Origin of the sequence: Mesobacillus sp. AQ2 (assembly GCF_030122805.1) — a bacterium.
Lineage (GTDB): Bacteria > Bacillota > Bacilli > Bacillales > Cytobacillaceae > Mesobacillus > Mesobacillus oceanisediminis_A.
The window spans coordinates 877,998-898,928 of sequence record NZ_CP126080.1 but is presented as its reverse complement, the minus strand read 5'-3'; the positions used below and the strand labels follow the sequence as shown (position 1 = coordinate 898,928).

Sequence of the window (20,931 nt, the reverse complement as noted above, 5' to 3'; positions counted from 1 at the left end):
TCTTAACTCTGCCTAGCTTTTTCAAGATTTAAAATCGAAGAAAAGTAATCTAGCAGATCAGAGCGCAAATCATCCCGTTGCAAAGCGAAATCAATCGTTGTTTTAATAAAGCCCATTTTTTCACCAACATCATATCTGGTGCCTTCAAAATCGTATGCATAAACAGCTTCATATTCGTTCAAGCCAGCGATGGCATCCGTTAACTGGACTTCGCCGCCAGCTCCAGGTTCTTGCTGGTCAAGAATATCAAATACTCTCGAATTCAGAATATATCGGCCCATGATTGCCAGGTTTGATGGAGCCTCTTCAATCGCTGGTTTTTCTACTAAACTGCTGACACTGTAAAATCGTTCGCCAATACAGTTTCCATCTACAATCCCATATCTTGATACTTCAGTTGGATTCACTTTTTGCACTCCAAGAATCGAAGCATTATATCTTTCATACTGCTCCATCATTTGTTGGAGGCAAGGTTTTTCCGCCTGGACAATATCATCACCTAAGAGAACTGCAAAAGGTTCATTCCCGATAAACTTTCGGGCACACCAGATCGCATGGCCAAGCCCTTTTGGTTCTTTTTGGCGAATATAATGGATATCTACGAGTTTTGATGACTTTTGTACCTCAGTTAGTAACTCGAATTTCCCTTTTTCTAACAAGTTTTGTTCCAATTCAAAGGAGTGATCAAAATGGTCTTCAATCGATCTTTTTCCTTTCCCAGTAACAATGATAATATCTTCAATTCCTGACTCTATCGCTTCTTCGACGATATATTGAATAGTTGGTTTATCTACAATCGGCAGCATTTCTTTCGGCATCGCTTTTGTTGCCGGCAAGAATCTCGTTCCCAGGCCCGCAGCCGGGATAATCGCTTTTTTTACTTTCATCTGTTTCCACCCCTAAACTGAAATTGACATAACCTGAGAATTCGCAAACTTATTATTAGCTAATGCTATCAAACGATCTCTCAATTCTTCTTTTTCCATACTTAAGAAGGTGCCGATAATCTCTTCTATCTCGGATATATATAATTCTGATGTTTTTCCTACATAGATTTTTGGATGCACTTGATGTTCGCCCACTTCATCATCCTTCAAAAGCTCTTCATATAGCTTTTCACCAGGCCGTGTTCCTGTATATTCTATTCCGATTTCTTCAACAGAATAACCTGACAGCTTTATCAAGTTTTTGGCCAGGTCTACTATTTTTACAGGTTCACCCATATCCAGCACGAAGATTTCTCCTCCGTGCGCCAGAGCTCCGGCTTGAATCACCAGCCTTGATGCCTCAGGAATCGTCATGAAGTAACGCACCATATCTGGATGCGTTACTGTCACCGGCCCGCCTTTTTCAATTTGTTTTTTGAAAAGTGGTATCACACTTCCTCGGCTGCCAAGAACATTTCCAAACCTGACTGCGACAAATTTTGTGTTACTGCTCTCATCCATATGGTGAACAATCATCTCCGCTAGCCTCTTTGTGGCGCCCATCACGCTTGTTGGGTTAACCGCTTTATCGGATGAAATCATCACGAATGTTTTCACTCCATGCCAGCTGGCAGCATTTGCTACATTCAAAGTACCAATCATATTATTTTTTACTGCTTCTTCAGGATTGCGCTCCATTAACGGCACATGTTTATGGGCAGCAGCATGATAGACAACATCCGGCTGGAATGTCTCCATCACGGACATCATTTTTTTGGCATCCTGGATTTCAGCAATTACGGAAATGAATTCAATCTTTGAACCTCTAAAACTTTCTTTAAGTTCCATTTCAATTGAATAGATACTGTTCTCACCGTGTCCTAAAAGAACTAATTTTTCAGGATTAAATTGAGCAATCTGCCTGCAAATTTCAGACCCGATTGAACCTCCGGCACCAGTAACTAGCACTACTTTGTTTGTGATATCCTCAGAAATTTTGTCGTCATTTAACACGACAGGTTCTCTTCCCAGTAAATCTTCCACCTGAACATCGCGAAATTGGTTTACAGATAGCTTGCCGGTCATAAGATCCTCCAGCATTGGCAGGATTTGCGTTTTTGCATCCGTTTTTATACATTCTTGAAAAATGACATTAAGTTCCTTCCTGCTTAACGATGGAATCGCAATGACAATATTAGTAACTTTTAATTGCTTAACAATCTCCTCGATTTCTCCGACTCCTCCAAAGACTGGTATGCCCATTATGTCCAAGTGATGCTTTTTGACATCATCATCGATAAAACCAACAGGCTGAAGGTCAGATTCATTGCTTTTCAGCAGCTGCCTTGCAACCATTGTCCCGGCGGAACCTGCACCAATAATTAGTGTCCTGTCGCTATATGATAACCGACTTAAATATAAATCTCTGTAAATCCTCCAACAAAACCGAGATCCCCCGATGAACAAAACCAACAGTAGCCATGTTACGGATAACCTTCTTATAAAAACTTCATTAAGTAGAACTCCGTGGAAAATAGCTGCGGTCAGAATCGAAGCAGATGCTATTTTAAAGATGAGGATTAACTCTCCAATACTGGCATATTCCCAGGCTTTTTTATAGAGTTTGAATTTAAAAGAAAATAAATGATGACTTAATAAAATGGCTGTTGCACTTACTAAATAAAAGAATGGCGACGTATCGATTGTCCCGCGTACAAGTAAATGACTAAAGAAAATCGCTGCCAGGACAATTGCAGAATCAATAATGATAAATAATGAAAGCCTCTGCTTATAGGTCATGCTTTTTCTCCTTCCTTATTTTAATCCAATCTCACACTCCGCAGCTTGATTGCATAGTCGATCAACTTCCTGATTTCCTCCAACTGCTCTTTACTGGCGTCCTGCTTTATGTACCGCACTGCTTTTTTTACCGATTTTGGGAACTTATCAATTTCCTTCATATACTTCCTCCTTAGAAATAAAGTACTTACCTATTTGTTCTTTTCAGAAAACAAATAAGTAAGTACTTTATAATAAAATGGGGCATTCAACCCCCCCTCACATCACACTCTCGACGACCAGAGCGTCTAAGGTCTATTCAACCCACAGCATGACCGAGTGCCTCCTTTGATAATGGCCAGGAGACATCACCACAAAACGAACAAATATTTCTCAATAACGAACAAGGCGGTAAAAAAAATAACTATTTCTATGTCTCATTCAATATGACGCCATAAATTTTAGCTTTAGCGAACTCTAATGCCTTTTTAGCTTCCGACGCTTTTTCAATGGCTGTTCTTCCTTCACCTATAACCAGGATTACACCATCACTTTTATTCGCTAGTAATTTTGTGTCTGTCACATCCAATACAGGTGGGGAATCGATAAAGATATAATCGTATTCTTCTAATGCCTTTTGGAATAATTTCTGCATGGATTCTGAACCAAGTAATTCAGCCGGATTAGAATCAAGCTGGCCGCTTGTTAATATGGCCAAGTTCCCTATTTCAGTTTTATATACAGCATCCCTTAATTCTTCTTGACCAGATAATACATCCGCTAATCCCTTACCGTTAGAAATTTTAAATATATAGTGTATATTTGGATCCCTTAGATTAGCATCAATTAGCAACACTTTTTCTTTTTGCTGCGCCATAGATAAAGCAAGGTTCGCTGCAGCTGTGGATTTTCCTTCACTCGAGCCAGGTGATGTCAGGAGCAAGATACTCTTTTTGCCGCCAGTCAAGAAGTGAATATTGGTACGCAGCGTTCTAAATTGTTCAGCTATGATGGAATCTGGATTGGAATAAACAATCAAATTTCTTTTTTGATTTGCATTTGCTGACCTTCGTTTACTTCGGAACACCGGAATCACCTCGCGGGAAGTCAATGGGATGAATACTTTGCTTCTTAATATTCTTTTTAGTCATTTTTGAAATCCTTCCTACTACAGGGAGACCAAGATAATCCTCTACATCCTTCTGGGATCTGACAGTATCATCTAGTGAATCCAAAAAGAAAACGAATCCTATACCTGCAAATAGACCAAAAACCAGTCCGATAATTCCCGATTTGCTTTTTTCCTCATTAATAGGGGTGGAATTGATTTTTGCTGGTGAAAATATCTCCATGTCACTAAAGTCAAGCAGTCTGGTTATCTCAGTCTTAAACTCCTCCGCTGTCGTATTGGCGATTTCAGCTGCCCGATTAGGATCGGTATCTATCACGCTTATATTTACGACCTTAGAGTCATCAAGAATACCAACATTAATCTGATTGGCTAGAGACTCTGGACTTCGATTCAAATCCAGCTTCTCAACTACCTTCTCTAAGACAACCGGATCTTTCAATATAACCTGCAAAGTATTCATATCCGCTTCCTTGCCTATAATGATCCGTGCCGAAGATTGATACAGAAGAGTGATATCCTTTTCCCCATATAAATATCCGGCAATTGATGCAAAGGCAGTTATGATAGCAATGATCCAAAGACGTTTTTTAATGACAGAAAAAATTTCTTTAAGATTTATTTCTTTGGCTATCCCTTTTTTCGTATTACTCATTGCGCATTTAACCCACCTTATAACTTAGTTTGTTCTAGATAAAGAACATTAAGACCAAAAAAATATTCGTTCTTAATTACCGATTATATATACCTATTTTAGTTCTGTATAAAGAACAAGTCAACGAATTTTTTTACTTTTCATTCTTTTTATGATGACAAGCGATCAGCTTGCTTTTTTAATAATCTGTTAAAAATACCTGAGGAATCATTTTCAAGTTGACGAAACTTTCCACTCTGGATGACTTCTCCATCCTCCACTACGATTATTTGATCCGCATTCCTTATTGTCGACAAGCGATGGGCTATAACTATTATTGTCATCTTTCCTTTTAGTTGTTCGATTGTCTCTTGAATTATTGATTCATTTTCTGAATCTAATGCACTGGTAGCTTCGTCAAGGATTAAAATATTCGGATTCTTACTAAGGGCTCTTGCCATTACTAGCCTTTGCCGTTCTCCACCGGAAAGCTTAATTCCCCTATCCCCTATTTCTGTATCGAGCCCATTAGGTAATTTCCTGACAAATTCTTCAGCAGCTGTTAATTCCAACGTCTTCCATATTTGTTCCGTTGTTACTTCCGGATTAATCATTTTAAAATTCTCTTTTATACTCATATTGAACAAAAAGGGCTCCTGTGGAACATAACTAATAGATTTTCTTAATAAAATTAACAGCTCATCTGTAATTGGCTTGTCATCTATTAAGACCTTCCCGTCTTCAGGCGAATGAAGACCCATTAAAATATCAACCAATGTACTCTTTCCCGCACCTGATGGGCCTACTATTGCTGTCATTTGATTTGCTGGAATTCTTATATTAATATTTTTCAAAGCAAAGGTTGAAATTGAAATATCGTATCTAAAATAAACACCCTCGCATTGGATCCCCTTATTCAAAGCGATTCGCATTGCCTTAGTTTTTTTCAAATCAGATAAAACTTCTCTTGCTGCATTACATTCTTCCCGAAGGGCATTTAATGACTTAAAGGCGTGAATTGTTGATGCTACTTGTTCTAGGTTAGATTGAATTCCGATTACTTTCGGCCACAGGCGAGAGAAAATCACAATAATTAATAAGAACTGGGATGGCTGCGAATTGAACATCTTTACAGAGAAAAAAATAAATATCGCTATAAGAATAGCTGAGGAGATTTTATAAAATAGCTGAGAAGAAATTTTATTATTTATATACTCGACTTGCTCTGAATACATTCCTTGAACTACTGATTGAAGCCAGCTCATTTGCGTCTCTTCTAACGCGTTGCTTTTTATATCCTTGATGCCATTTAATTGATCTGTAATCCCTGCTAAGTATTTCTGGGATAACAATGAAGTTTTTCTGCCTAGCTTTTTCGCTTGTTTAATAAATTTCCGAGAAACCAATGATAATATTAGCCCACTGAAAATAACGAATACTGTCATCTTTGCAGATAACCAGAGGGCGAAGCCAATTTGAATAATACTAAATATAATTGTGGTTAATAGCTGAATAAACTGGTATACTCCTCCCGAAACTCTTGCCAATTCAATCGTCATAATATTGATCAGATCAGATTTTCTTTTTCTTGTGAAAAATCCCCAATTAGCATTTAATAATGCATTATATGTGTCTATTCTTATTTTCCCTATAAATCCATGCGCAATCTTGACATTCCTTATATTTAAGTTTCTATCCACCAAATTTTGTCCAGTAATTAATATTACGTAAGTGAGCAGGATGAAAGGAAATTTCAAAGCATTAGGCATGGATTCCCAGAAGCCAATGGGGCCAGTATAGATTTCGAGGTCTAAATTCATTACCCCGCTCTCGCTAAGTAAGGGAACTAGCAGCAATACACTGAGCCCTTCTATAAAACCAATTAATGCCATTCCAACAATATTCCAATAGAGGATGCTGCCAGAGTAGGTAAATAATCGTTGTATATAATACAAGAAGTGTTTCATGTAATATCCTCCTGTAACAACGCCTGCTTCCTTTTCCTTCTAATTACCCAAAGAAATGGCCTTAAAGGAAAATATAAAAAATGAAGGGCCTTTGGCAATGGCAAAGCTTGAGCATCCTCTGGATATGGATATAGGAAACTAAGAATAAATAATACTTTTTGCTTAAACGACATTAATAAAAACAAATGACTTTTATGGTAGTTTGCAATCTCTTCAGGTAAAGGTTCGACATGGAGATTAACTAATTGCTTAATGTAAAATAAGGCTCCTTCAGCCAGTCTTTTTGATCTTTTCGAGTTGGATATTCCCTTTAGTTCGTGTGGACTGTCAGAATTCAACAATTCCGAAGAAAGGAAAAGGGCCTGCCCTCCTATTGCGGTGAGATGATACTTTTTTAGCAGACTTTTAATAGCGTTCCAGTTCAAATCTTTACTAACCAACCTGTCTATATCTACCAGCCAGCGAAGCCGCGACCAACCATGGCGTGCTCCATGTGAAACCAAAAAAACAAATAAATCTTCCTTACCTAACATATACAAAGGTATATCGGTGATCGTACTTTTGTTCTTTCTTTCCCATAAATCTTCAAATGACGGATTCCATGACGGACCTGGGTTCAATCTCCAGTGTATTTCCACCTTTATTTTCTTTTGCGGATGGATGAAAGTGATATGATGATGTCTCCATTTCCAATCATTCAGGACAGTCAGTATATAATCGTCTTTTACATATCCAAGTTTTAAGAGCGTCATCTCAGCTCGTTCTAAATCTTCAATTGGTATAAGAATATCAATATCAGAAGATGTCCTTAAAGAAAGATCCCCATACAAATATTCGCCAAGAGTAGAACCTTTTAAAAAAATTGTTCGGATTTTCTCGGCAATAAAAGTGCTGGATATACTTTCTGATTCTCCTGTCAGCATTAGCATTTGAAAAATGTTTTTTTGATAATAATGCTGCAGCTTTCCTAATACCTTTGCAGGGATAAGGCTGCAATTTATCCCCTTTAACTTAGTATAAAGTATAGGGTAAACACGATGATGAAGTGTTAGCTGTAAAAAATGATCCCAGTTAATATCTCTAAATCTCTCTTTCTCATTCGAGAGATTCTTATCGTCTATTTTAGAATCCAAGATAAAAAGCAGGAGCTGTAATTCTTTTGAAAAATATTTTCTTTCAACCATATTTTCCATGGTAATTTCCTCTTATTCTATAACTTATTTATTCGCAAACTTGCTTATTACGGTAAACCGTTTCATTTCTTCTGCACCACAAACGTAATATGAACCACTTCGCAGCCAAGCATGGGCAATCATTTTCCCATCTTCATCTTTTGCTGTTCCTAGATACAATGTACTTTCAATTCCCCGTCTTTGCAGCATTTTCATGCCTGCTATTGCTTTTACTAAACATTTACTTTCCCAGAATGTATATCTGCTCATGATATGAATAGCACATGATATCGATTTAATAGTGCCGTATAGGGAAGGATCTTCTTGAAAAGAGGATTCACACATGTGATTACCTAAAGTGCGTGTTAACCGCTTAAACGGTATTACTTTAAGGAAACGCGCCAACGCTAGGAACAGAATGGCCTCTAAAAAAAGCAATTTTTCCGTCCTGCTCAAATGGAATATCGTTATTAGTTTTTGAGGAAATAGCATTTTGCCTCACCTGTTTACAGCGGAAATTAAACCTTCTGAATATAATTTATTTGCAAATGAGATTACATGATTCTCACAATCTGATTTATCAACTTCATATTCTACAAGAAGATTATTAATTAACTCATCAATAGAAATTGGTTCTTTTATAATTTCCCAAATAGCTCCACCAATTTCACCTAGGTTATAGTAATTTCCATTATCCATATTAAGCATCACTTTCTCTCCATCCATATCACTAACGATACTTCCCGGCTTCTGAACGATTTTACTTTCCACTGTTAGTTTTTCTTTTATCAGCATCTGCTTCACTCCTAACATAATTCCTTTAAGATTTTCTCCACCATCTCAGGTGCTGTAAAACCATCGATAGGGCGTTGAACTTGGTACATTTTAATCTTTTTTATAATCCCTGCCGATTCTGTAAAGTGCCACTCCATTAGCCCCAGAAGCTGGATTAAGGAGTATCGAAAAGTATGATTGTATAGTGTTTCAAACCTTTCCAGACTTTGAATTGGTCCTATCTTTACACGGTCTTCCTCTGCTCTTGTGATCTCAAATACTCCCGCAAGCGGTAGTTGCTCCTTGCAGTAACTGGAGTGGACAGGAATAGCGAACTTTGTTTCTCTTTCGAATAATGGAGTAAAAACAGAGGAATCCATCCCAAAATTCTGAAGGCTTTCCTGCCATAATTTCTGTTGAGGGTATGTAGGTATAACGAAAGGACATCCTTCCTTATCCATTACTACAGGTATAATATCATCGCTTAAAAGCTGATATCCATGATTAACAAATGTTGAAGCCAGAGTAGACTTTCCTGCACCAGAATGTCCAATAAATGCATATGCCTTTCCATCGATTGCAATAGCACTTCCATGTAGTGCCATCACTTTCCTTTGCATAAGTAACGCACCCATACAAGTTCCGAGAATATAGAGACGAATCTTGTTATCGTCAGATTCTTTCATGGGGGACACCAGGATTTTTTCACCTTTTTCTATTAGAAACGTAGCAGTTTCAGGAATACGAAACATGACCATCTGATCATCCACAAAGAATTTCCCTGGTTGAATCTCTTTTTCTGCCCATAATTCATTTAATTCTGCAATATCGATATTTACTTCATTCATTTCAAATGATTCTTCTGAAACAACTAATTCTGGTAAGGGAATAGTGCTTTTGATTTTTAGGCCAAAGGCGTGATAAACCATTTTTGCTTTTGCTCCAATCATTCGACTCACTCCAATTAATCCATTAATGACTGTTTTTAAAAAACGCCCTCATACGGAAATTAATTGTATAAGGGCATTTGTTCAGGTATGAATCATCATTGCAAATTAACTGAAGTGAACCATTTCATCAACATCTGGTTGAGTGGCATCTGGGGTCTTAATCCCTGGTCCTGCCATTGTCATGCTAACATTAAGTACTTCTAATTCAGGTCTTTGCCATTGCTTTTTCATTCTTTCACCTCCTCTCAAGAAAGTTTTTTTATAAAGCGATGAACTATTAAACTGCGCATTAAAATCCTAAAATCAAAGTCAAATGCATATTCAGGGTTAGAGTTATCTTTTATCTTTGCTATCGCTGTTTTAATAACTTGAGTATCCAAGAAATTCATAGTTACAGCATCACTACTCATTTTTTCCAATTCCCCTATAAAAGTGTTCCAATTATGAGACATTCGATGAACTCCATCAGCGCCTTGCACACCTCTTGAACTCATATTGAGTCTAACTTTATCCGGTAAATACTCTTTTGTTGCCCTTCTGATAAGCGAACGATCTAACCCTTGACTCACGAATTGATTCTCAGGTACTGATAAACAAAACTTGATTAGACGTAAATCATTGGTCGGATCTCTGTCCCATACGGAATACCTCAAGGAAAATTTCGCCCCGTAAGTCCCCGTTATATTCCAATAATAAAGTTGCCTAAACTGTCTATCCCTTACTTCATAAGCTGTTGGAAGTTTAGAAAGGGAAACATCGATCCCCTGAACATGAAGTTTATTGAAAACGTCAGTTTGTTTTGCAAAGTCTGGGTTAATAATTGTTGGAAAATGAAAAGGCTCTTCAGTATTAATCAAACTATATAAAAAAGGGAAGGCCTTTTTTCGAGCGGCTGCCATAATTTTTGATTTATGTACACCCATGTTTCTGCTATATTGATTTAGTTCTTGATAAAGTTTTATCCATTTGATTTTTTTCATTAAAATAGCATAAAAATCTAACACCGGACCCCAAGAAATAGTCCAATTTCCTCGCTGTCCATTCAGTAGAACACCTATATTTTGATTTTGAGCTTGCTCATACATTCCTCTCAGCCAGAACGTATTCTCAAAGAACTTATAAGGCATTTCCAAAGTATCTAGCCAATCATCAATCTCAGTATATGGACTTCTATCTTCAAAACTCAAATAATGATCATTGATATTTCCAACATGGTTTACAGTAGCTTTTATATAGGGACTTTCATCGGCAACTCTGCTTTTATGGGTCCAATCTTCAAATCCATCAACCGGGATATAACTAAATGTATTCAATTTTTTATTTTCTTGTTTTAATGCTTTTGATGCAAAGCTTACTACTGACCCTGAATCTAATCCCCCACTTAAGTGCGCTCCTACATTATGATGTGTTCTAATTCTAGATTTAACAGCTTTTTCAAACATATCCCGAAAGGCTGTTTCATACTCTTCATCTGATTTTAGTTTTAATTCCTTATTACCTTCCATAAGGTAACAATATCTAGATAACTGAACCCTTTCATTCTTCAAACTAATAGAGTGAGAAGGAGCCAACTGTTCTATTCGTTTATAAGTAGTGGAAGTCGGCTCAACTGATTCAAAGTTAACTGGTATAGCCAAAAACTCTGCCATCCACTGCTCATTCAATTCCTTCTTAACCCCAGGCAACGTAAAAAGAGGCATAATAGTAGTACAAAAAGCAAATCTCTCATCATCTTTGTAATAATACAAAGTCCGTGACCCTGAAAAATCCCTCGCACCAAATAGTTTCTGGTTTCTCTCATCCCAGATCATATAAGCGAAGTCGCCTACAAGGTGTTTTGGAGATTCTTCTCCCCATTTATAGTAAGCTAGCAAAATGAGCTGGCTGTCTGGCATGTGTTTCTGTTTTGATCGCTCGACTTGCAGCTTTTCGAACAATTCTTCGCGATTATCGATGATGGCATCTGCAGTGATCACGCATTGTCTTTCGGAATCATAGAAGGGTTGCTGCTCTCCGACGGATTCTGGAGTGATCCATTGCGCATGATTTCCAATGAAGGCATTGTGTTTGTGCCAGACTTGGATATCGTCTGCCGGGAATTTTTCGAGGCCTTTCATTATGTTCCTTCCATGCTCGAAGGGAACTGGCTCTTTTTTTAAATGTATGATTCCTGCAATTGCGCTCATCTTTTCCTCCTGCCATGGATATCTTAATATAGAATACATTTGTTCTTTATATAGAACATATGATAAAAATACCATCTATGATTTACAGTGTCAACATCCTATAAAGAATTTATTTTCAAAATATTTTAGTAGTCATAATTCCTGATTTCTCGACAAAGAAACAAGCCTAAGCGGACTTAGGCTTGTTTTGACTTTTAGACAGCAGTTTCTTTCTCAAGTTTCTCTATTGCCATAACTACATCAAAGTAATCCACTGATTTCAATCGTTCATTAAATTCATGTCCTGATCTCCAAGTTTCTTCCATATAGACTTCCGTCACCTTCTCTGCCCGTTCATCCCCACTAGCTGAATGCTCCAAAGCATTCACACTCTCAAAGATCTTCACCATCAATTCAGCAACACGCTTGGAGTGAAATGTCTTATGGTCATATGATGCGGTCTGGAGAGACACCAGCAGTTTCTCGAGCTGCTCTATTCCACCACGTACTTGGTCGACATGCTCTCCGTTCATTCCAGCAATTCGCACCTTCATCTCCTCCAAAAACAAACCTCCGGCATTAAACTTCTCCATCAATCTCAATACCTCAAGTCCGAGAATATTCGCCGTACCTTCCCATACGGTCAACACTTGCGCATCTCTTAACAACCTTGGTGTAACAAAGTCTTCAATATACCCATTCCCGCCGTGCATTTCAATGGCTTCATGTGCAAAGTGGACGGCCTGTTCTGCGGTTTCTTTTTTCAAAAGTGCTATGTAGAGTCGATTCAAAACGATGTCTTTTTCTGATACTCCTGGCTCATTCCTCATAACTTTTTCAAATAGTGGCAGGTACTTGAAGACGGTTCTGGTTTCGACTTCGAGTTTTACGGCCATTTTAACTAGGGAGTCTTTGATCATTGGGAAGTCGGCGAGCTTTTTGCCGAAAGCGTCCCTCTTTAGTGCGTACTCCCGCGCTTCGCGATATGCGCGGCGCATGATGCCGAGTGAGGCGACGGTATTGCAGACTCGAGAAAGATTGAGTGCTTCCATCATGTAATAAAAGCCTTTTGTAGGATCGCCAACTACATAAGCTTCTGCACCTTCAAATTCGACTTCTGCTGATGGGACTGCCCTAACGCCGAGCTTATCTTTTAGCCTTCGGATTTTGATGCTGTTCAGTTTTCCGTCATCTTTGCGCCACGGTGCGGCGAACAATGTCAAACCTTTTGTGCCAGCTGGGGCTCCTTCTTTTCTTGCAAGCACCATTGCGGCGCCGCACATTCCTGCGTTGGAGGCGAAGTATTTTTCACCGTAGAGCTTGTAGCCGTCACTAGTCTGGACTGCCTTAACTAAATTCGCACCAACGTCGGATCCACCCTGGCGTTCGGTCAGGAATGTCGCGCCTTCGTATAATGTTGTTTCACCTGTAGATAAAACATGTGGCAGGAATTTCTCTTTTAACTCTGATGATGCATACTGATCCAGCAAATAAGCTGTTGCCATAGTCAGCGTCACCGGACAGTAAAAGCCAGGCTCCGTTTGGGACAGGAGGTAGCCCTGGGCGTAGGAATATATATAATTCCCGCGATGCCCGAGCTCGGGAATTTCTTTATGGACATAACCGACAATCCCTGTATTATATGAATCTTCGACCGTTTTCCGATAGCCATCGTTCACCCACACTTCCGAAATATCGTCACCATAGGCATCGAATTTGATTAGCTTCGGCTGGCCTTCTCGGTCAGTGAACCTGGCGCGCTGGTCGATTTCGTTGGCGCATTTTTCGCCGAACGCCCGCAGCTCCCGATCTGCGTACTCAAAAAATTCTTCATCCATTAAATCCTTCAATAAAGCCCGAAGCTGCGGGTCTTCCTCGTAAAAATTCATTCAATTAGCCTCCTTTTAAAATCCTTCATCAGCCTTTCGATTTCTTCCCTGATTTCAACCAGTTCACATATTCTCTCATTTACTTCTGCCAGTTTCTCTTCCCCGTACTCAATCGTCCGTTTCAACTGCTTTTCACCTGAGCGATCCTCGTTAAATAGCAGCACCATCTCCTTGATTTCCTCAAGTGAAAAACCAAATCTCTTCCCTCGAAGAACAAGCTTTAATCTTGTCAGGTCGCTGCTGGAGTAAACACGGCGGCCGCCTTCGGAACGTGATGGATTCAAAAGACCAAGTTCCTCATAATACCGGATGGTCCGAGTTGTGACGCCAAATTCTTCAGCCAAATCAGAAATCGAATACATAAGCAAAACCTCTACTTTTAACAGAATAATCAGTAAATTAATTATACCATTGACGTTAACGTAAAGAGCAAGCCAGATTTCCCAAGGAAACCTGGCTTATTTTTTCACATATTGCAGCGGGTCGACGCTGTTTGATTTTTCATAGTTCCACTGGCCTTCGTGGATTTCGAAGTGGAGATGCTTGCCGCGGCTGTCTCCGGTATTGCCCATGTAGCCAAGCATTTCCCCTTTATTAATGCTCTGTCCGGTTATCACTGTGCTTTTTTCCAGATGGGCGTATAGTGTGGTGAAGGTCTTGCCGTTAATCTTGTGGGTGATCAGGACGCAGTTTCCGTATGTCGCAGAATAATAGGATCGGATGACGGTTCCGGATGCTGCGGCGACAACGGATGAATCTGGAGATTCATCGGCAATGTCGATTCCAGCATGCAGCCTTCCCCATCTTGGACCGTAGCCGGATGTCAAATCGCCTCTGGCTGGCATGATGAATCCCTCTTCTGGTTGAGTGCTACTAAACTCCACTCTCTGTTTTTCTTTCAAAATCGCAATCTCCTGGGATGCCAGGTTGACATAGACTTCATACATATCCATCAGCTCGGATTCGTTCTCCTGTTTCTGCTTCTGAACCGAATCAAGCAAACGCTGTTTCTCTTTGACCCTCTTTTGCAATTCAGCCTCCAGTGAATCCAATTCAAGCTGGTCTTTTTCCAGCAAAACAATTTTCCGCTCCAACTCTGATCCCTGCTTTTTTTTCAACTCCAGGTCTGCCTGATGCTTTGCCAGTAAATCTTTATCTGCTTTAATGAAGGTGCTGACAGCGGTTGCCGCATCAAACAACTGGGATAGATTTTTCGAATCAAAAATCAGATCCACATACAAGCCTAATCCGTCCTGATTCTGCATGGTCTGCAGACGCTTTTTGATTAATTGCTCTCGATGCTTTATGTTGTGAGCCAGCTTATCGATTTCAATTTTCATATCTGCTGCAATTATCTCCGCCTCAACCATTATGCTTTGCAGATCACGGATTTCCTGATTAATCCTCGACACCTCGTCATCCAGTGCCTTCAGTTCAGAAAGATATTTTTGCTCCGCCGCATCCATTGATTTAATTTGCTTTTCTTTCTCAGTGAAATCCTGTTTCAGGTCAAAACGTTTCTGACGGATTTCGGGCAGATCCTCCGTTGCTTCAGCATAGGCTGAACTCATGCCAGCCAGTCCAATCGTCACTGCGAGAAATACACTTCGTTTAAACACCCTTTTCCTCCGTTATTCAAGTCTGCATGACTGATTCTATGTATTCTTTCATCCAGTATACAGAGGCGAAGGTGCTAAATCTGTCGACTTTTGGGTTCGGGAAAAGTAAAAAACCACCCTCGATAGAGAGTGGCTTACATCACTTCTGAATCAAATAATCTACGAGTTTTTCCTTTGGCTTCCCAAAGATTTCTTGCTCCAGGCGACGGCCTGTTGGTGTTGCCGCAAGTCCGCCTTCTGCTGTTTCCCTCAGCGCGGATGGCATCGTCTGACCGATGGCATACATCGCACCGATGACTTCATCGCAAGGAATTCGGCTTGTGATGCCGGCAAGTGCCATGTCGGCAGCAGTGATGGCGTTCGAAGCACCCATCGCGTTTCTTTTTACACATGGAACCTCGACTAGCCCTGCAACAGGGTCACAGACCAGTCCGAGCATATTTTTCATCGTAATTGCAAATGCTTCAGATGACTGTTGTGGTGTTCCGCCTGCCATTTCAACGATTGCCGCCGCGGCCATACTTGCAGCTGAGCCTACTTCTGCTTGACAGCCACCCGCAGCTCCGGAAATCGAAGCGTTGTTGGCAACGACAAAACCGAATGCTGCTGTCGTGAACAAATACTCGATCATTTCCATGCGTGTTGGGTTCAATTTCTCTTTTACTGCAAAAAGTGTCCCCGGCACAACGCCTGCTGATCCTGCAGTAGGTGTTGCACAGATGATGCCCATTGCTGCGTTCACTTCATTCGTCGCGACCGCTTTGCTGACGGCATCTAATAATAAGTTCCCACCCAAGGATTTCCCGGTGGCGATATAGTTTTGCAGCAAGACTGCGTCTCCGCCGGTCAGGCCGGTCTGGGATTTAACGCCAGCCAAACCTCTTTCCACAGCGCGTTCCATGACCTGCAGGTTATTGTCCATCTGGGCAATGATTTCCTCGCGGGAACGGCCTGAAACTTCTATTTCCTGCCGAATCATGATTTCGGCGATCTTCACGTTATTTTTTTCAGCTAATTCAACAAGCTCCGCAACATTACGAAACATGGCTAGCCCTCCTGATGTAACTCATATTTAGTCAACGAGACGGATGACCTGGTCAACACCATCAAGTGCTGTTAACTCCGTATAAACTCCGTCGTCGAGTTTGTGGTCCATTTCGATGACCATGACGGCGATGTCTCCCTTGTCTTTGCGGGAAACTTCCATATGGCCGATGTTAATTTGATATTTGGATAATACAGATGTCACTGCCGAGATCAGCCCGAACCTGTCATGATGGACGACAAGGATCGCCGGGTTGGCGCCGGACAGCTTCAGCTTGAACGAATTGATTTCAGTGATCTCAATCGTTCCGCCGCCGATGGAAATCCCGACAATTTCAAGCTCCTTGCCCTGTCCATCGTAAAGATTTATTTTTACCGTGTTCGGATGCTCTGTGACAGCATCCTCGGTAATGAATTCCACTTCGAGCCCGGATTGCTCCGCGATTTTCAAAGCATCTGGAATTCGTTCATCAAATGTATCAAAGTCCATGATTCCGGCAACAAGTGCCAAATCTGTTCCATGTCCTTTATAGGTTTTAGCAAAAGAGCCGTACAGGGAGATGACGGCCTTTGTCGGCTGTTTTTCGAACAATGTGCGCGCCACGCGGCCAATCCTTGCAGCGCCGGCTGTATGCGAACTCGATGGCCCGATCATCACCGGACCTATAATATCAAATGCAGAACGATATTTCATGGTGCACTGCTCCTTTTACAAATCTATTGAAAGCGATTTCATATACTATTATTTTTAAATAATCCTAGCCATAGTTATCTTACCACATTATCTATATAGTTTAATCATTTATTGTTGGAAATTTAAAAAACCATCCCAGAACAATCAGGATGGTTCCTTCACGCTGACTTTATTTCTGCCGCTGTTTTTCGATGCATATAATGCTTCATCGGCACGGTTCAGCAATGAGTCAATATTATCGCCGGACTGGAATTCCGTTACTCCGAAGCTCGCAGTCAGGCTGCCTGCTCCTTTAAAGCAATGGTTTTCGACGATTTTGCGTAAATGTTCTGCCTTTTCATACACTTGTCCGCCGGTATCATTGATGATCAGCATGAATTCCTCTCCGCCCCAGCGGCCGAAATGGTCTCCGTCTGTTAGATTGCCAGCGATGATGGCAGACAATTCCTTGAGCACACAGTCACCGATTTTATGGCCGAACTCATCATTCACTTTTTTAAAATGGTCAATATCGAAAAAAATGATCGAAAATGGCTTCTTATCATCTTCTGCAGCTGCGAGCTTTACCTCTAGCCAGGCGTCAATCTGATGGCGATTGGCAACGCGTGTCAGGGAATCGATATAAGCGTGCTTTTTAAAGAAATCTCTTTCTGTAAAAGCACGGAACATATTTTGCGCATAAAAAAGTACGAGAATATAGACGATGTTCGCTGCATGAAATTGAGTCAGGGAATCGATGGGTTCTGATGTCAATTGTCCGCTGTGGATCACCGCGATGGTTAAGGTAATCAGGAAGATGAAGATTGAGAAATACAACCCTCTTTTTGTTCCCAGCACAAGAAAGAAAAACATGATGATTAGCGGCATCCAGACGATGAAATCACCGAGCGAACCGCCGGTTATCGCCAAATCGTTGTGGACAACGTCAAATAAGGTAAAGACATGATATATACTGACTAATAATAAATTGGAATACTCTCCAAACCGGATTCCCCGATTGATAAATGCCAGGACCCAGCTAACAGAAAACCAAAAAATAAGTGTAGAGTTTATGATCATATCAACTTGGCTCTGCTTATTCAGGAAGCTATTGATGACAAGGGCAACCGTGATGATCGGCAGCATCCACATGTAGACGCTTCGCTTCAATTCGTCGATACTATCAAATTTATTAAACATCTATCTCATCTCCCCAGCCGCCAGACATCGATAACGATCCAGCAGGCTCTGCCAAGCTTTCCCTCGAAAATAATTATTATGAATTTGAAATAAATGGGTGTCTTATACGAAGATTACAGCGGGAATCCTCTACTTCTATTGTACTAGAAGACACTATTTTAGTATATTTCCAACTGCAAAAAAAGAAGCAAAAGTCCTAGAAAAGACTCCTGCTTCTTTTTAAATTTATCTTATTCCTCCGTCCAGTTCCAGTACGTCATATCCCCAAGGTTGGCACCCTGAATCTGCTCATTTTCTTTCAGCTTGAGCAGTTCTTTTACAGGTCCGGTCACGACAGCGCCGTAAACCTGGAAGCCTTCCTTCATCAAATAATTGTACCGCTCCTCTAGATGGGAAAGGCCTAGGAAATTTTCACGGTAGCTGGTTGATTCGTTATCCAGGAGGTCTTTCATTTGTTGTAACATCAATTTCTTATTTAGCTCAGTGAATTTCTCATCAAGAGAATACTTACTCTGCGAATTATAGTCATCCCCTGTTTCACGTCCGCCTGTAAAACCAAAAGGTGCGACTGACATAAAATCATTGCTTCCCCACGAGCCTTCTTCATACTCCTTCAACTCCCCAGTATACAAAGGCACCCATAATACATCAAGATCATAGGGCTTCAAAAACTCCAGCATTTCTTCAGGTGTCATATACTCTTTTGTTGAAAAAGAAAGCTCGGCAACCGTGCCTTCATGGACCTTCTCAAGCTTCGTCCATACCGAAGGGTCCTCATTCCCCTCAAGCTTCTTTCCGGTCTTCGGATGCTCCGGAAGGTAAAAACGATACTCACTTTCCGTTTTTGGTTTTAGGTATTCAGTTGTATTTGTTGAAAACATCGTAATCAGCCGTTTGGCCAACTGCTTCGTGCCTACCAGTTCCGGCTCCTTTCCAACCATTTTGTAAACTGGATAAGAAATTTTTTGCGTAAATAAAGGTGTGATTTCCGCTGATTCGATGCTGCCAAACTCCTCCTGCATATTCGGCTGCGTCCAGTCCATCGCCACCCTGCTGTAAAAAATATGTTTCTTATCAAGACCGAGCGCATCATAGCTGATCGAAATCACCAGCATATACAGCCAGAAGAGGAACAGCACGGCTGCGATGACTCTGATCACCTTCACCGTCAATGTGAATCGATATTTTAACAGGATTTTCTTTTCCTTGTCTTTATTCCATTCCATGTTCATCGTCCTTCCATCCCTGTTTTTTCGCCATTTGCGCGAGCTTTTTCCGTGCCCGATGCAGTGTCACCTTCACCTGGTTCTCCGACAGGTCAAGTGCTTCCTGTATTTCCTGATAACTGAACATTTCGACCTCGCGCAAATAGAGGATCGACCGATACTGCTCCGGCAAAAAAGTCATCAGCTGCTGCAGGTCATCGAAAGTCTCCGCCTGTATCGCCTCATCCTCTGGCAGCCCATAAGGACTTGCCATCTCATCCTTCGCAAACAAATAATCGGCAAATGGCACCCATTTCCTTCGCTGCCTCTTGCGCCATTCATCCAGGTAAGCATTGCGCGCCACCTTGAACAGCCAGGCCCTGACATCCTCATTCTCATAAAAAGAAAGCGAAATCGTTGCCCGGACAAATGTTTCCTGCGTCAAATCCTCGGCCAGCTGCGTCGACCCTGAAAGCTTCAGCAAAAAATAATACAGGGGCTTCGTGTACTTCCTATACAAATTTTCGAGTTCATTCCTTCTGCTGTCGTCCATACAATTGCCCCTTAATTTAAAATCCCGCTACTAAAACGATGAACTATGTAAAATGTTACACTCTATTTCCGGTTTTTTGGAAAAAACTTTAAAAAACACTATTTTCACGTTGATTGGCTTGGCTTTCTTTTTTAAAAATATGGTACATTAGATAGGAACATACGGAAGGGAGTTTTTTCAATGACTGAACAAAACAATGCTTTGCCGCCAAAAACATGTGAGATCGAGCGTCTGATTACAATGGAAGACGATATTAATTTAGTGCTGGAAGGCAAGAAAACAGCGACTCGCCGTAACGGCCGTTATGCCGATGTAGGCGAAATCATGGAGTTAAAAGGAAAGAAATTCGTCGTGGACAATGTCTACTCACAATCACTTGGCGAATTGACAGCTGCCGATGCACAGCGCGAAGGCTTTGAAACAGTCGAGGAGTACAAGCAGTCGATCCTAGCTTATCACCCGGGAATGCCATGGCTTCCGCAAATGCGCGTTTGGGTGCATGAATTCAGCCCTGTCGAAGAATAAAAAATGGATTTATTGTACCGGATCATCATTTATCTTCACGTCGCAAGCGTGATTGCGTCAATCGGACCTTTCTTCATATTGATGCCGATTGTAAAAAAACTGCCTGATGCTGTGGGAAGAGAACTGGAAGCCCACTTGGCTTTGCTGAAATCAGTCGTGCGTATGTCCAAGCACGCCGGCCACGTACTGATTGGATCGGGAGTGCTGCTCGTCATCCTCGGCCCATGGACATGGAAAACACCATGGATTGTCGGGACCCTGGCGCTGCTGTTCGCTTCCCTGTTTTTCCTGGCACGGGCATTCTCGCCAACACTTCGGAAATTTGCCGAAGAAGGTGCAAACAAAATTGAGCTCGCCGCTAAGCTGAAGCGCACCATCTGGACCTACATCATCTTATTGATGTCGATGCTTTGGTTCATGGTCGTGAAGCCGAATTTGTGGTGAATAAGTGGAAGCCCGGGCTGCGTAACCGGGCTTTTTTTTAGTGGAATGACCGACTTGGTCGATATAATTGGAAATGTGGTCGAATTAATTCAAAATGTGGTCGATATATTCCAAAATCCGCCGATAAACTCAAAAATGTGGTCGATATATTTAAAAATTCGCCAATAAATTAAATTGGCAGTTTGAAAGTTTAGTTTTTTTCAATGAGATAATTAACTACATGGCAGATGATTTCCCTTTTTCAACAGTCTCACCAGCATAATTCATACATAATACATAGACA

Annotated in this window: 22 protein-coding genes; 2 read left to right on the top strand and 20 right to left on the bottom strand. The window is 40.9% G+C overall.

Translation table 11 applies throughout. The features are described from left to right. Nucleotides 1-2: 2 nt before the first annotated feature. The 20 genes from galU to QNH36_RS04345 form a co-directional block, all read right to left on the bottom strand. Nucleotides 3-887: a UTP--glucose-1-phosphate uridylyltransferase GalU gene (gene galU / locus QNH36_RS04440; protein ID WP_283904816.1), complete on the bottom strand. Its 885-nt coding sequence runs from the start codon at nt 885-887 to the stop codon at nt 3-5. 12 nt (nt 888-899) lie between these two features. Then, complete coding sequence (locus tag QNH36_RS04435; protein WP_283904815.1) at nt 900-2,726, bottom strand: polysaccharide biosynthesis protein; 1,827 nt, start codon at nt 2,724-2,726, stop codon at nt 900-902. Between the two features lie 20 nt (nt 2,727-2,746). After that, nucleotides 2,747-2,887 (bottom strand): hypothetical protein, encoded by a 141-nt coding sequence (locus QNH36_RS04430; protein ID WP_176167227.1) that lies wholly within the window; start codon nt 2,885-2,887, stop codon nt 2,747-2,749. A gap of 248 nt (nt 2,888-3,135) precedes the next feature. Then, complete coding sequence (locus tag QNH36_RS04425) at nt 3,136-3,792, bottom strand: CpsD/CapB family tyrosine-protein kinase (protein WP_283904814.1); 657 nt, start codon at nt 3,790-3,792, stop codon at nt 3,136-3,138. Beyond that, nucleotides 3,779-4,489 carry a YveK family protein gene (locus tag QNH36_RS04420; protein ID WP_283904813.1) on the bottom strand — a complete coding sequence of 237 codons (711 nt, stop codon included), beginning with the start codon at nt 4,487-4,489 and terminating at the stop codon, nt 3,779-3,781. Before QNH36_RS04420 ends, QNH36_RS04425 begins: the two co-directional genes overlap by 14 nt. A 149-nt stretch (nt 4,490-4,638) precedes the next feature. Continuing rightward, the gene (locus tag QNH36_RS04415) at nt 4,639-6,435 is read right to left on the bottom strand and encodes an ABC transporter ATP-binding protein (RefSeq protein WP_283904812.1); all 1,797 of its coding nucleotides are present in this window, start codon (nt 6,433-6,435) and stop codon (nt 4,639-4,641) included. Then, nucleotides 6,432-7,628, bottom strand: coding sequence for a nucleotidyltransferase domain-containing protein (locus QNH36_RS04410; RefSeq protein ID WP_283904811.1), 1,197 nt, complete (start codon nt 7,626-7,628; stop codon nt 6,432-6,434). Before QNH36_RS04410 ends, QNH36_RS04415 begins: the two co-directional genes overlap by 4 nt. 24 nt (nt 7,629-7,652) lie before the next feature. Beyond that, nucleotides 7,653-8,099, bottom strand: a complete 447-nt coding sequence (locus QNH36_RS04405; RefSeq protein WP_283904810.1) for a lasso peptide biosynthesis B2 protein — start codon at nt 8,097-8,099, stop codon at nt 7,653-7,655. Between the two features lie 6 nt (nt 8,100-8,105). Continuing rightward, nucleotides 8,106-8,402, bottom strand: coding sequence for a lasso peptide biosynthesis PqqD family chaperone (locus QNH36_RS04400; RefSeq protein WP_283904809.1), 297 nt, complete (start codon nt 8,400-8,402; stop codon nt 8,106-8,108). A gap of 11 nt (nt 8,403-8,413) precedes the next feature. Further along, nucleotides 8,414-9,331, bottom strand: a complete 918-nt coding sequence (locus QNH36_RS04395; RefSeq protein ID WP_283904808.1) for a phosphoenolpyruvate carboxykinase (ATP) — start codon at nt 9,329-9,331, stop codon at nt 8,414-8,416. A gap of 105 nt (nt 9,332-9,436) precedes the next feature. Beyond that, nucleotides 9,437-9,562 carry a paeninodin family lasso peptide gene (locus QNH36_RS04390; protein ID WP_283904807.1) on the bottom strand — a complete coding sequence of 42 codons (126 nt, stop codon included), beginning with the start codon at nt 9,560-9,562 and terminating at the stop codon, nt 9,437-9,439. A 14-nt stretch (nt 9,563-9,576) separates the two neighbouring features. After that, complete coding sequence (locus tag QNH36_RS04385) at nt 9,577-11,517, bottom strand: asparagine synthase-related protein (RefSeq protein WP_283904806.1); 1,941 nt, start codon at nt 11,515-11,517, stop codon at nt 9,577-9,579. 194 nt (nt 11,518-11,711) lie between these two features. Then, nucleotides 11,712-13,385: an acyl-CoA dehydrogenase family protein gene (locus QNH36_RS04380; RefSeq protein WP_283904805.1), complete on the bottom strand. Its 1,674-nt coding sequence runs from the start codon at nt 13,383-13,385 to the stop codon at nt 11,712-11,714. After that, nucleotides 13,382-13,747 carry a MerR family transcriptional regulator gene (locus QNH36_RS04375; RefSeq protein WP_481825302.1) on the bottom strand — a complete coding sequence of 122 codons (366 nt, stop codon included), beginning with the start codon at nt 13,745-13,747 and terminating at the stop codon, nt 13,382-13,384. Before QNH36_RS04375 ends, QNH36_RS04380 begins: the two co-directional genes overlap by 4 nt. A 96-nt stretch (nt 13,748-13,843) precedes the next feature. Continuing rightward, nucleotides 13,844-15,004 (bottom strand): murein hydrolase activator EnvC family protein, encoded by a 1,161-nt coding sequence (locus QNH36_RS04370; RefSeq protein ID WP_283904803.1) that lies wholly within the window; start codon nt 15,002-15,004, stop codon nt 13,844-13,846. A 139-nt stretch (nt 15,005-15,143) separates the two neighbouring features. After that, nucleotides 15,144-16,049: an L-serine ammonia-lyase, iron-sulfur-dependent, subunit alpha gene (gene sdaAA / locus QNH36_RS04365; protein WP_283904802.1), complete on the bottom strand. Its 906-nt coding sequence runs from the start codon at nt 16,047-16,049 to the stop codon at nt 15,144-15,146. A 27-nt stretch (nt 16,050-16,076) separates the two neighbouring features. Continuing rightward, nucleotides 16,077-16,742, bottom strand: a complete 666-nt coding sequence (gene sdaAB, locus QNH36_RS04360; protein WP_283904801.1) for an L-serine ammonia-lyase, iron-sulfur-dependent subunit beta — start codon at nt 16,740-16,742, stop codon at nt 16,077-16,079. A gap of 144 nt (nt 16,743-16,886) precedes the next feature. Beyond that, nucleotides 16,887-17,921 (bottom strand): GGDEF domain-containing protein, encoded by a 1,035-nt coding sequence (locus tag QNH36_RS04355; RefSeq protein ID WP_283904800.1) that lies wholly within the window; start codon nt 17,919-17,921, stop codon nt 16,887-16,889. A gap of 230 nt (nt 17,922-18,151) precedes the next feature. After that, complete coding sequence (locus QNH36_RS04350) at nt 18,152-19,153, bottom strand: anti-sigma factor (protein WP_283904799.1); 1,002 nt, start codon at nt 19,151-19,153, stop codon at nt 18,152-18,154. Then, a complete protein-coding gene (locus QNH36_RS04345; RefSeq protein ID WP_144475267.1) occupies nt 19,134-19,679 on the bottom strand; it encodes a sigma-70 family RNA polymerase sigma factor in 546 nt (181 codons plus the stop codon). The genes QNH36_RS04350 and QNH36_RS04345 overlap by 20 nt, the downstream gene beginning before the upstream one ends. 180 nt (nt 19,680-19,859) lie before the next feature. Here QNH36_RS04345 and QNH36_RS04340 point away from each other — a divergent pair, with 180 nt between their 5' ends. Then, nucleotides 19,860-20,204, top strand: a complete 345-nt coding sequence (locus tag QNH36_RS04340) for an ASCH domain-containing protein (RefSeq protein ID WP_283904798.1) — start codon at nt 19,860-19,862, stop codon at nt 20,202-20,204. Nucleotides 20,205-20,207: 3 nt separating this feature from the next. Beyond that, nucleotides 20,208-20,648, top strand: coding sequence for a hypothetical protein (locus QNH36_RS04335; protein ID WP_144475269.1), 441 nt, complete (start codon nt 20,208-20,210; stop codon nt 20,646-20,648). Nucleotides 20,649-20,931: the final 283 nt, after the last annotated feature.